The organism is Massilia varians, from assembly GCF_027923905.1.
GTDB classification, from domain to species: domain Bacteria; phylum Pseudomonadota; class Gammaproteobacteria; order Burkholderiales; family Burkholderiaceae_D; genus Telluria; species Telluria varians_B.
Window position 1 is genome coordinate 2794816 of record NZ_AP026966.1, and the last position, 12406, is coordinate 2807221.

Below are 12406 nucleotides of genomic sequence, written 5' to 3' on the forward strand. Positions count from 1 at the left end.
TAGCTCAGAAGAAGAACTGCAGCGCCAGGGTCCAGACGTTCGGCTTGAGCACGCTCGGCTTGTCCATCGGCAGGCGCTCGTACTCGACCGTGACGGCGGCGTTCGGGGTGATCGAATATTGCAGGCCAAAGGCGCCATAGGCGCCGGTGTCGGTCTTCTTGCCGAGCGCGGTCAGGGCCGGCGCCGGCAGCGCCGTGCGGCGCGTTTGCGCTACGCCCACCTTGCCGTAGGCGCTCAGCTTCTCGGTCAGCGCGATGCTGGGCTTGACGGCGATGTACATGCCGTAGCCGTTCTTCAGGTCGACGGCGCCGCCCTCGACCGCGAGCCGCTTGCCGAACTGGTAGCCGCCGAACACCTTCGGGCTGGCCTTGGTCGCCGCGCCGACGTAGTCGACGCCGGACACGGCCACGCCGGCATAGGCTTGCCCCACGCCGGCGCGCACCGGTTCGGCAGCCTGGGCGGCGCCGGCCAATGCCATGCCTGCGAGGAGAACGGCCAACAGTTTCTGCATACTTTTCCTTCCAAATTCGAGCCGGTCCGCTGTCGTGAGGAACGGGCCGGGTTACGGATGAGCAAGGTAACAGTTGAACGCACGCATTAAAATGGCAATTTGTAACTAATTGCAAAAGTTGAGCCGATAAATGGCCAAGAGGTCATCAGTTTAAGTGGCTCTTAAGTAAAAAACGCCCCATGCAGGGGCGTTGTGGGCGAGGCGGGCTTTCGGGATCAGATCGCTTCCGCTTCGATCCTGCGCGCCAGTTCCGGCTTGTCCGGACGCAGCGCGTCGGTCAGTTCCGACAGGGCGCTGCCGCAGCCGAACACCAGCACGTCGCCAGGCTGGCACAGCGACAGCCCGTGACGGATCGCCTGGTGCGAGGCCAGTACCACGCTGAGCGAATCATCGGCCAGCTTGCCCAGCCTGGCGCCGCGCACCAGCAGGGCGGCGGTTTCTCCTTCCTGGCGGCCGCGGTTTTCGGTCTCGTACACCACCAGGTCGTCGAAGCCGGCCGCGCAGGTGCGGCCGATGTCGACCAGGTCGGCGTCGCGGCGGTCGCCCGGCGCGGCCACCACGCCGACCAGGCGGCCGGCGCTCAATGCGCGCGCGCTCTCGGCCAGCGCGGCGTAGGCGGCGCAGTTGTGGGCGTAGTCGACGATCACGGTGACGCCATCCACGTCGAACACGTTCGAGCGCAGCGGGTTGTGCTTGGCGTCCGAGACGAAACTCTTCAGGCCCTCGGCGATCTCGAGGTTGCCGAAGCCGTGGGCGGTGAGGGCAGCGGCCGCCGCCAGCGCATTGGCGATGTTGTAGCGCGCCGCGCCGCCCAGCGAAACCGGCATCTGGCGCGCATCGACCAGCGCTTCGTGGCGCGAACCGTTGGCCAGCACCAGGATCTGGTCCTGCAGGTAGAGCGCGCGCCCGCCGTTCTCCAGGTGGCGCAGCAGGACCGGATTGTCGGCGTCGAGCGAGAAGTAGATCACCTCGACGCCTTCGCGCAGGCCGTCCGCCATCGCGACGCAGTAGTCGTCCTCGGCATTGAGCACCACTGCGCGCGAGGCGCGCTGGGCCACCACCGCCTTGACCCTGGCCAGGTCGTCGAGGGTCTCGACGCCGTCCAGGCCCAGGTGGTCGCTGGACACGTTCAGCACCACCGACACGTCGACGCGGTCGTAGGCCAGGCCGCGCTTGAGGATGCCCCCGCGCGCCGTCTCCAGCACCGCGAAGTCGACTTCCGGGCTGGAGAGCACGCTGCGCGCCGAGCGGTAGCCGGTGCAGTCGCCCTTCGTGGTGAGCACGCCGTCCACATACACGCCCTCGGTGGTGGTCACGCCGGTGCGCAGGCCGGTCTGGCGCACCGCATGGGCGATCAGGAGCGAGGTGGTGGTCTTGCCGTTGGTACCGGTGATGGCCACGGTCGGGATGCGGCCGTCGCATTCGCCGAACAGGGCCTCGACGATGGCCGCGCCGGCATCGACCGGGGTGCCGCGGCTCGGGTACTGGTGCATGCGGATGCCGGGCGCCGCGTTGACCTCGATGATGCCGCCTCGCTGCTCGCGCAGCGGCTTGGCGATGTCCTGGCAGACGATGTCGATGCCGGCGATGTCCAGGCCGATGGTGCGGGCGGCGCGGATGCAGATATCGCGCGTTTCCTGCGGCAGCAGGTCGGTCACGTCTTCCGCGGTGCCGCCGGTGGACAGGTTGGCGTTGCCGCGCAGGTCGGCCGTCACGCCGCTGGCCAGCACGGTGTCGAACCCATAGCCTTGTTTGGCCAGCGCCTCCTCGGCCAGCGCATCCATCGGGATCTTGGTGAGGATGTTGGTGTGGCCTTCTCCGCGGGCCGGGTTGCGGTTCTCGGTCTCGACCAGCTGGCGGATCGTCGCGTGGCCGTCGCCGACCACGCAGGGCGGCCGGCGCCAGGAGGCGGCGGCTACCTTGCGGCCGGTGACCAGGACCCGGTAGTCGCGCCCCTCCAGGTGTTCTTCGACGATGATCTTGCGCCCGTACTTGCGCGCGTGGGCAAAGGCGCGCGCGACCTCTTCCGGCGTGGCGCAGTTGGTGGTCACGCCCTTGCCCTGGTTGCCGTCGAGCGGCTTGACCGTCGCCGGGCCGGACAAGCGGCGCGCGGCGCGCAGCGCCTCCTCCTCGGTGGTGACGGTGCTGCCCGCCGGGACCGGGACGCCGGCCACTTCCAGCAGCGCCTTGGTCAGCTGCTTGTCGCTGGCGATGCCGACGGCGATCGAATTGGTGGCGCCGGTGATGGTCGCCTGCAGGCGTTTCTGGCGGCTGCCCCAGCCCAGCTGGAACAGGTTGGCCTCATCGGTCAGGCGCAGCGCCGGAATGCCGCGCCGCAGCGCCGCCTGCACCACCGCATTGGTGCTGGTGCCGATCGCGTAGTCCTCGGCCGTCTCGCGCAGCGCGTCCAGGGCCTTGGGCAGGTCGAAATGGCGGTCTTCCGCCGCCGCATGGACCAGGTCGATCGCCACGCGCAGGGCGGCGTCGGCCACCTGTTCGATGGCGTAGCCGCACACCACGCGGCGGGTGCGCGGGGCGCCGTTCACGGCGAGCGTCGCGCCGAAGTGGCCGGAAGCCCCGGCCGAGCGCTGCAGTTCGTTGAGCACCGGCTCGATCGCTTCGACCAGCAGGGCGTCGTCGGCCAGGCGCACGGCGGCGTCCGGCGGCAGCGCCGGAAGCAGCTCGAACAGACGCGCCGCGAAACCGGGGGCCTTGGTGAAACCGTCGTCGATGACTGCCATCAGGCAGGGGCTGGCGGCATACAGGTTGGGGCCGCGCAGCAGGCGTTTTTCTCTTATTTTCATGAAAGCGGGTTCCGTTTCGTCACATTTTCCAAAAAATCGAGCAGCGGGAGCGGCAGTCCCCTGCCGGGTTCGGCGTCGCCGGCGGGCAGGCGGTAGCTGCTGCCGGCGGGCAGCAGGTGGAGGCGCACGTCGATCAGCTCCGGGGTGTCGCGATCCTTGATGTCGGCCACGTTGGTGATCATGGTGCGCCCGTCGACGATGGTGACGGCGCCCTGGCCCAGCACTTCAATGCCCGAACCGATGTCGACCACCAGCGCGGTGTCCTCGTCGATGCCGATGCCCTGCAGGTAGGGGTTCTGGGCCACCACGCTGAGCAGGCGCGAGAGGCGCTGGCGTTCCGAGAAGTGCTGGTCGATCACCACCCGGTGCAGGAAGCCCAGGCCGGCGCCCAGGTTGACCGATCCCTTCTCTGGATGCAGTTCGACGCGGCCGGTGGCCAGCATGTGGCCGGACATGGCCGAGGCGCCGGCGCTGGTGCCGCCGATGGTCGCGCCGCGCAGCTTGAGCGCGGCGTGCATGGCGCTGTCGAGGGCGCTGCCGCCGAGCAGGGCCAGCAGGCGCTTCTGGTCGCCGCCGGTCATGAAGATGCCGGTGGCGTCGTCCACCAGGCGCACGAAGTCCTCGCTGTTGGCGTCCTGGCGGCTGGTCACCTCCAGGTGGCTGCGCTTGTCCACGCCCAGGCTGCCGAACGCTTCGTCGTAGATGCTCCACATCTCGTCCGCAACGGTGCTGGCCGCGGTGATCACGACGATGTTCGCGCCGGCGCCGCCGGACAGTTCGACGAAGCGCTTGAGGATCGCCATCTCGCGCGTGCGGTCCTCGTGGCCGCCGATGATCACGAGGTGGCCGTTCTTGTTGTCTTGTTCGCTCATCGCTGGGTCATTTTCGTGGTGGGCATGCCCTGGTTACAGTAGGCGCCGGCCTCGCTGCGGGTGACGCCGATCAGGCCGACGTCCACGTCCTTGTCGAACAGCGCGACGCCGCGCTTGAGCGCCTCCTCGAGCGCCATGCCGTGCTCGATCCAGCCGTAGACGGTGCGCGCCAGCAGGTGGCGCACGATGTGTTCGCCGATACCGCTGGCGGCAATGGCGCCCAGCGGGCCGGCGTAGAAGCCGCTGCCGATGATCGGGCTGTCGCCCACCCGGCCCAGCAGGCTGGGCGCCGAGCCGCCGGTGGAGCAGGCCACCGCGAAGTGCCCGTCAGGGCCGCGCACCACGGCGCCGACGGTGTCGCAGGCCGAGGATTTCGGCAGCTGCAGCGGGGTCTTGTAGTTCCAGAAGCGATCGAACAGGCGGTTGTCGATGCCGGGCATCAGGGGCACCGAGCCGGCGAGTTCCTGCATCAGCTTGCGGTGATCAAGGCGCTGGCGTTCGGAGATCGGCGCGCCTGCGGCCAGCCCGATGGTGCGCGCGAAGCGCTGGGCGCCTTCGCCGGCCAGCATCACGTGCGGGGTGTCGGCGATGGCGCGCGCCAGCTTGACCGGATTTTTCACGTCGCGCACGCAGGCCACCGAGCCGAGGCGGCCGCGGGTGTCCATGATCGCCGCGTCCATCTCGATGGTTTCGCCGTCCAGCCCCAGCGTGGCGCCGCTGCCCGCGTTGAAGCGGCCGTCGTCCTCGAGGGTGGCGACGGCGATGATGGCGGCATCGAGCGCGTCGCCGTTGACTTCCAGCTGGGCCAGCGCACGGCGTGCCGCCAGTACGCAGCCGTCTTCGTTTTCCGTCGGGGCGCCCGCGCCGCCGTGGACGACGACGGCACCAGCCTGTTGGGGATTGCTCATGTAATCAGTAGACCTTGTGGTTGGGCATTGCAAGATGCGTTTTTGTTGTCACGTAGTTAAGAACAGCATTATGCGCACCGGCGCGCGTGCGCCACATCGGTACAGTTGCCGTGCTTGTGTAAGAAGTTGCTTACAGGGAGTGGCCAGGTGTGCCGTACAGGAGGGATACACCCCGCAAGGCCTTGCGCAGGGCGCGCACCAGTTCGAGGCGTGCCGAGGGTGTCAGATAACGCCCGATCTCGACCCGCACGCCGCGCGCTTCGATCAGCACCAGGGTACGCATGCCGCCGTCGGGCAGGCTGACCCGGGCATGGCCGGGGTCGAGCTGGACGCTCGACAGCCGGGCGCCGTCCGCGCATTCGACCAGCAGACGGCCGCGCTCCAGCCGGATGCGCTCGTGGTCGAGGGCGTGGCGGCAGTAGTGCAGCAGGGCGGCGCCGACCGCGCTGGTCTCCAGCAAGGCGAAGACGAGCACCATCCAGGCGCCGCGCCAGGTAAATACCAGGGCGATGCCGAGCGTGGCCGCGCACAGCAGCGCGTAGACGAGCAGCGCCTGGCGCGGCGTCATCGAGCAGTTGCGCTTCATCAGCCATTCGGCCGGGGCCGGGTCCATGGTCGTTGCCTTCATCCTGTACGTACGGGGTGTGTACGAGTTTGCCACATTCGGGAAAAAGGCCACGCCCGGACCGCGAAAACCGGCGCATATCTGTTACCATACCGCCCCCTCCATTGATAAGCTTCCTATGGCGCTCGCATGCGGCCTTGATTTCGGCACCTCCAATTCCACCGTCGGCTGGCTCCCCGGCGGCAGCTTCCAACCCGGTGCCAGCGCCTTGCTGGACCTGGAAGACGGCAAGGCAACCCTGCCGTCGGTCGTGTTCTTCAATGCGGACGACGAGCAGGTCAGTTATGGCCGCGCCGCGCTGCTTGATTACCTGGAGGGTTACGAGGGGCGCCTGATGCGTTCCCTGAAAAGCCTGCTCGGCACCAGCCTGATCGATGGCCAGACCGAGGTGGCGGGGCGCGCGCTGCCTTTCAAGGCGCTGCTCGGCCAGTTCATCGGCGAAGTCAAGCGCCGCGCCGAGCGCCAGGCCGGCCGCGAATTCGGCAGCGCCGTGTTCGGGCGGCCGGTCTTCTTCATCGACGACGACCTCGAGGCCGACCGCCGCGCCCAGGACACGCTCGAGGAGGTTGCGCGCTCGGTGGGCTTTCGCGAGATATCATTCCAGTACGAGCCGATCGCCGCCGCCTTCGACTACGAATCCCAGATCGAGCGCGAGGAACTGGTCCTGATCGCCGACATCGGCGGCGGCACCTCGGACTTCTCGCTGGTGCGCCTCGGCCCCGGGCGCGCCGGGCGCGCCGAGCGGCGCGACGACATCCTCGCCAACGGCGGCGTGCACATCGGCGGCACCGACTTCGACAAGTACCTGAGCCTGGCCAGCGTGATGCCGCTGCTCGGCTACGGCAGCAGCCTGCGCTCCGGCGCCGCGATCCCGTCGAGCTACTACTTCAACCTGGCGACCTGGCACACCATCAACCAGGCCTATACGCGCAAGAGCGTCGCCCAGCTGGCCGACCTGGTGCGCGATTGCTCCGAGCCGGCCAAGCTGGTGCGCCTGCAGAATCTGATCGACGAGCGCGCCGGCCACTGGCTGGCGATCCAGGTCGAGGCGGCCAAGATCGGCCTGTCCGGCAGTCCCGCGTTCACAATGAACCTCGACCGCCTGGCGCCGCCGGAAACCCTGAGCGTCACCCGCGAAGGCTTCGAGGCCGCGATCGCCCAGCTGGTCGACAGCGTCGGCGCCACCGTCCTGCGCCTGTTCTCGGAAGCCGGAGTGGAACCCGATGCGGTGGACACGGTCTTCCTCACGGGCGGTTCGAGCGGCGTGTCGCTGCTGCGCGAACGGATCGCCGCGCTGGTGCCGCGGGCGCGCAGGGTCGAGGGCGACCTGTTCGGCAGCATCGGCGCCGGGCTGGCGCTGGACGCGCTACGCAAGTATGGTTAACAGCGTTAACAGGAGGACGATGTATGAGTGTGTTTGAACGCCCGATCGTGATGCTCGACTTCGAGACCACCGGCCTGTCGCCCGACATGGGCGACCGCATCACCGAGGTGGCGGCGCTGCGCATCGTCGGCGGCGAGATCCGCGAACGCTACGTCTCGCTGGTGAACTGCGGCGTGCGCATCCCGTCCTTCATCACCCAGCTCACCGGGATCACCCAGCAGATGGTCGACACCGCGCCGCCGAGCCAGCAGGTGGTGGCCGAGCTGCTCGACTTCATCGGCGGCGACGTGCTGTCGGCGCACAACGCCAGCTTCGACGAGAAGTTCCTGAAAGCCGAAGGCTGGCGCATCGGCCGCCCGACCGGGCATTGCGGCCTGGTCTGCTCGCTGAAGCTGTCGCGCCGCCTGTTCCCCGGACTGCCCAGCTACAAGCTCGGCAACCTGTCGAACCGTCTCGGCATCGAATTCAAGGGCGCCGCCCACCGGGCCGAGGCCGACGCCGAAGTGGCGGCCCACGTGCTGCTGCACGCGGCGCGCCACCTCGGCAGCACGCACGGCCTGCAGCAGGTGGCGCCCGACCTGCTGGTCTCGGTGAACAAGCTGGCCGCCGCCAAGGTTCCGCTGTTCCTGGATAAGTACGCCAGCCTCGAACGCGAGCGCCGTGCCGCCTGAAACAGCCCACTACCACGTCCTTGCCCCCATGTGGCACTCCGACGATTGTGCGGACGCAAACCACAAGAGGGTCGCACTCCTTAAAATTTTAACAACGGCGGGCGCTTCTCCAAGCCCGCCTCGTTGAACGGCGCAGAGGGCCGAAGGGGGTAGGGATGAATCGCCAGAACGCCGCCCGCGAGGGACACGAAGTCTTTCAATGGTTCCTGCCCGCCGCCGAGCGCGGCGATCCCTATGCGCAGTTCAACCTCGGCCTGCTCTACAAGCACGGCGAGGCCGTCGAACGCGACGACGTGCGCGCGTTCGCATGGATGCAGCGCGCGGCGCGCCAGGGCCTGGCCACCGCCCAGAATCACCTCGGCGCCATGTACTGCAACGGCCGCGGCGGACCGCGCAACGACGAGCTCGCCGCGCTGTGGTTCGGCCGCGCCGCCGCCCAGGGCGACCCCGCCGCCCAGCAGAACCTGGGCCAGCTCTACCGCAAGGGACGCGGCGTCCCGCAATCGCACGAGGCCGCCTTCGGCTGGTTCTACCGGGCCGCCGAGCAAGGCCTTGCCAGCGCCCAGAACCTGCTGGGCGAATGCTATCTGCAGGGGATCGGAGCGCCGGTCAGCCATCCGCTGGCGATGGCCTGGTTCCGCAAGGCCGCGAGCCAGGGGTATGGGCCGGCCCAGCTCAACCTCGCGCTGATGTACCGCCGCGGCGACGGCGTCGAGGCCGACGACGCCCAGGCCGTGTGCTGGTTCCGCGAAGCCGCCGCCCAGAACATCACGGTGGCGCAGCGCTTCCTCGGCCTGGCCTACGCCAACGGGCAGGGCGTGCCGAGAGACCCGGCGCGCGCCATCGCCTGGCTCGAACGGGCAGCCGGGCAGGACGACGCCGAGGCGCATTACGAACTCGGCACGCTGCTGGCGGCCGGGCACGGCAGCGGCGGCGACGAGCGCGCGCTGGAATGCTTCCTGCGCGCGGCGGCGCGCGGCCACGTGCAGGCCCAGTACTGCGCCGGCGTCATGCTCGCCGGCGGGCGCGGCACGCGGCCCGACCCGGCCCGCGCGCTCGGCTACTACCTGCAGGCCGCGGAGCAGGGCGCGGCCAATGCCCAGTTCAGCCTCGGGGTCATGTACGCCAAGGGCGAGGGGGTGCCGCGCGACGAGGGGCGCGCCGCCGAATGGTACCGGCGCGCGGCCCAGCAGGGCGACGCCAGCGCCCAGAACAACCTCGGGGTCCTGTATGCCAACGGGCAGGGCGTGCCGCACGACGACACCCTGGCCGCCTACTGGTACTGGCAGGCGGCCGAGCAGGGCCATGCGCTGGCCCAGTTCAACCTGGGCGGCATGGTCAACAGCGGCCGCGGGGTCGAACGCGACCCGCTGCGCGCCTACATGTGGATGGTCCTGGCCGCCAGTGGCGGCCAGGACGGCCGCCCTGGCAGCGAAGAAGAGCGCCGCGCGCGCAGTGGCGTTGCCAGGCGCCTGGGGGCGAACGGCGGCCCCTGGGCGCGCGCCCTGGCCACCCGTGTGCGCGCGGTGCGGCGCGTGTCGCCGCCCGGTCAGGCCTCGTAAGGATGCCCCCCAGTATTGTCAGGCTGGCGCTGCATAGGCGAGCCCGGCAATTCGCGTTATGATGGCCGTCGGCACAAGCCGACCCATGAATAACTCGAACATGAGAACGACATGACCCTGAGACACGCAACGCTCGTCGCCCTGCTGGCCGCGGCCTTCGGCGCCAATACGGCGCTGGCACAAAGCTGCCCGGCAGGCGGCCCCTCCCTGACCTACCCGGTCACGAAGAAGGTCGACCACACCGACAACTACCACGGCACCACGGTGGCCGATCCCTACCGCTGGCTCGAGGACGCCAACAGCCTCGACACCAAGGAATGGGTGACGGCGCAGAACAAGGTGACCCAGGCCTACCTGGCGCAGATCCCGCAGCGCGCGGCGATCCGCGAGCGCCTGACCAAGCTGTGGAACTACGAGCGCTACAGCGTGCCGGGCAAGGAAGGCGGTCGCTACTTCTATTCGCGCAACGACGGCCTGCAGAACCAGTCGGTCCTGTACACCCAGAAGACCCTGACCGACACGCCGCGCGTGCTGCTCGACCCGAACACCATGTCCAGCGACGGCACCGTCGCGCTGGCCGGCGCCGCGGTCAGCCCGGACGGCAAGCTGCTGGCCTACAGCACCGCCGCATCGGGTTCGGACTGGAACGAGATCCGGGTGCGCGACGTCGACACCGGCAAGGACCTCGACGACCACATCAAGTGGGTCAAGTTCTCCAGCACCGCCTGGACCAAGGACGGCAAGGGCTTCTTCTACAGCCGCTACGACGAGCCGAAGGAAGCGACCAAGCTGGCCGACGTCAACTACTTCCAGAAGCTGTACTACCACCGCCTCGGCACCCCGCAAAGCGCCGACACGCTGGTGTACGACCGGCCCGACCAGAAGGAATGGGGTTTCGGCGGCCACACCACCGACGACGGCCGCTACCTGATCATCACCACCACCAAGGGAACGGCGCCCAAGTACCGCGTCTCGTACAAGGATCTGAGCAAGCCGGATGCCAAGGTGGTCGACCTGGTCGACAACTTCGACGCCGGCTACGACTTCATCGACAACGTCGGCAGCGTGTTCTACTTCAGCACCGACCGCAAGGCGCCGAAGAAGCGCATCATCGCGATCGACGTGAACAATCCGGCGGAAAGTAACTGGAAAGAGATCGTCGCCGAAAGCGCCGACACCCTGGCCGGCGCCGACATCATCAACAACCAGCTGGTGCTCGAGTACCTGAAGGACGCGAAGAGCGTCGTGCGCGTGCACGACCTCAAGGGCAAGCTGGTGCGCGAAGTCAAGCTGCCGGGCATCGGCACCGTCGGCGGCCTGTCGGGCAAGCGCGGCGACACCGAGACCTTCTACTCGTTCGCCGGCTTCACCACCCCGACCACGATCTACCGCCTGAACCTGAAAACCGGCCAGAGCACCGTGTTCCGCCAGCCGAAGGTCGACTTCAACCCGACGGACTACGAGACCCGCCAGCAGTTCTTTACCTCGAAGGACGGCACCAAGGTCCCGATGTTCATCGTCTCGAAGAAGGGCTTGAAGCTGGACGGCCAGAATCCGACCTACCTGTACGGCTACGGCGGCTTCAACATCTCGCTGACCCCGAGCTTCTCGCCGGCCAACCTGGCCTGGATGGAGATGGGCGGGGTCTACGTGCTGGCCAACCTGCGCGGCGGCGGCGAATACGGCGAAGCCTGGCACCAGGCCGGCACCAAGCTGCAGAAGCAGAACGTGTTCGACGACTTCATCGGCGCGGCCGAATGGCTGATCGCCAACAAGGTGACCTCGCCCGCCAAGCTGGCGATCGGCGGCGGCTCCAACGGCGGCCTGCTGGTGGGCGCGGCCATGACCCAGCGTCCGGAACTGTTCGGCGCGGCGATTCCGGCCGTGGGCGTAATGGACATGCTGCGCTTCCACAAGTTCACCATCGGCTGGGCCTGGACCTCGGACTACGGCTCGTCGGAGAACCCGGAAGAGTTCAAGGCCCTGGTCAAGTACTCGCCGCTGCACAACCTGAAGCCGGGCACCTGCTACCCGGCGACCATGGTGACCACCGCCGACCACGATGACCGCGTGGTGCCGGCGCACAGCTTCAAGTACGCCGCGGCGGCCCAAGCGGCGCAGGCCGGCAGCGCGCCGATCCTGATCCGCATCGAAACCAAGGCGGGCCATGGCGCCGGCAAGCCGACCACCAAGCAGATCGAGGAAGTCGCCGATCGCTGGGGCTTCCTGGCGCGTGAGCTGAAGATGGGCGGGGCGCCTGCCACGGCGGTAGGCGGCGGCAAGTAAGTTGCGCCACCGTTAAATTCAACGGCCGCCGGGGGTAATCCGGCGGCCGTTGTTGTTTTGATACGAGGGTGTCAGCGCTGCACGACGACGAGCAAGGCCTTGGCCTCGGTCTTGCCCGCATTCCGGATCACATGGTCATGGTCGGCCGGATAGCGCGCCGTCCCCCCATGCTTGATCTTCTTCTTCTCCGCCCCCACTTCCAGTTCGACCGCCCCGGTAATGACGGTCAGGTGTTCGCTGGTGCCGGGATCGTGGGCCTGCGACTTGAGCTCGCCCCCTGGCGCCAGGGTCAGTTCGTACCATTCGTACTTGCCCGCCAGGTCCATCGGCCCCAGGATGCGCAGCGAATAGCCGGCATGGGCGCCGGGCAGGGTGGGGGTCTCGTGGGCGTCGACCACGCGGATCAGGTCCACCGAGCGCACCTCGGACGAGAGCAGCTCGCCGATCTCCACGCCCAGGGCATTGGCCAGGCGCCAGGTGATGGCGATGGTGGGATTGGCCTTCTCGCGCTCGATCTGGGACAGCATCGATTTCGACACGCCCGCGATGCGCGACAAGTCTTCGAGGGTCAGGCCGCGCGCCAGGCGCAGGCGTTGTAGCGTGGCGCCAACTTCCGGTGGAGCGTTATTTGTTAGAGTTTTGGTCATGACCTGAATATGCGGGTACCTGGCTTGCCAAGTTCATTAGCTGGGGGTAAGATTCAATATATTGAAATTCCGTTCGACATATAGAACTCGCTTCCATAAGTCGAACGAGTCCAACGGTACAACATCCGCCGACCAC

The 12406-nt window shown here is 68.1% G+C and carries 10 protein-coding genes; 4 read left to right on the forward strand and 6 right to left on the reverse strand.

From position 1 onward, the window contains the following. Positions 1–4 precede the first annotated feature (4 nt). From MasN3_RS12655 to MasN3_RS12675, 5 genes are all read right to left on the reverse strand, one after another. Positions 5–511 carry an outer membrane beta-barrel protein gene (locus MasN3_RS12655; RefSeq protein WP_281907484.1) on the reverse strand — a complete coding sequence of 169 codons (507 nt, stop codon included), beginning with the start codon at positions 509–511 and terminating at the stop codon, positions 5–7. A gap of 215 nt (positions 512–726) precedes the next feature. After that, entirely contained in the window at positions 727–3315 is a 2589-nt protein-coding gene (cphA, locus tag MasN3_RS12660) for a cyanophycin synthetase (protein WP_281907486.1), read from the reverse strand. Beyond that, positions 3312–4187 carry a cyanophycinase gene (locus MasN3_RS12665; RefSeq protein ID WP_281907487.1) on the reverse strand — a complete coding sequence of 292 codons (876 nt, stop codon included), beginning with the start codon at positions 4185–4187 and terminating at the stop codon, positions 3312–3314. The genes cphA and MasN3_RS12665 overlap by 4 nt, the downstream gene beginning before the upstream one ends. Continuing rightward, positions 4184–5095 (reverse strand): isoaspartyl peptidase/L-asparaginase, encoded by a 912-nt coding sequence (locus MasN3_RS12670; RefSeq protein ID WP_281907488.1) that lies wholly within the window; start codon positions 5093–5095, stop codon positions 4184–4186. The genes MasN3_RS12665 and MasN3_RS12670 overlap by 4 nt, the downstream gene beginning before the upstream one ends. 130 nt (positions 5096–5225) lie before the next feature. Then, positions 5226–5708: a DUF2244 domain-containing protein gene (locus MasN3_RS12675; RefSeq protein WP_281907489.1), complete on the reverse strand. Its 483-nt coding sequence runs from the start codon at positions 5706–5708 to the stop codon at positions 5226–5228. A 130-nt stretch (positions 5709–5838) separates the two neighbouring features. On the opposite strand from MasN3_RS12675, the gene MasN3_RS12680 reads away from it, so the two are divergent. The 4 genes from MasN3_RS12680 (at position 5839) to MasN3_RS12695 (ending at position 11623) form a co-directional block, all read left to right on the forward strand. Further along, a complete protein-coding gene (locus MasN3_RS12680; RefSeq protein WP_281907490.1) occupies positions 5839–7104 on the forward strand; it encodes an Hsp70 family protein in 1266 nt (421 codons plus the stop codon). Positions 7105–7127: 23 nt separating this feature from the next. Then, positions 7128–7775 (forward strand): 3'-5' exonuclease, encoded by a 648-nt coding sequence (locus MasN3_RS12685; RefSeq protein WP_281907491.1) that lies wholly within the window; start codon positions 7128–7130, stop codon positions 7773–7775. A 155-nt stretch (positions 7776–7930) separates the two neighbouring features. Further along, positions 7931–9337 (forward strand): tetratricopeptide repeat protein, encoded by a 1407-nt coding sequence (locus MasN3_RS12690; RefSeq protein ID WP_281907492.1) that lies wholly within the window; start codon positions 7931–7933, stop codon positions 9335–9337. 111 nt (positions 9338–9448) lie between these two features. Beyond that, on the forward strand, positions 9449–11623 hold the full coding sequence (locus MasN3_RS12695) for a prolyl oligopeptidase family serine peptidase (protein WP_281907494.1): 2175 nt from the start codon (positions 9449–9451) through the stop codon (positions 11621–11623). A 71-nt stretch (positions 11624–11694) separates the two neighbouring features. Here MasN3_RS12695 and MasN3_RS12700 read toward each other — a convergent pair whose 3' ends face one another. Continuing rightward, positions 11695–12270 carry a helix-turn-helix domain-containing protein gene (locus MasN3_RS12700; RefSeq protein ID WP_281907496.1) on the reverse strand — a complete coding sequence of 192 codons (576 nt, stop codon included), beginning with the start codon at positions 12268–12270 and terminating at the stop codon, positions 11695–11697. Positions 12271–12406 lie beyond the last annotated feature (136 nt).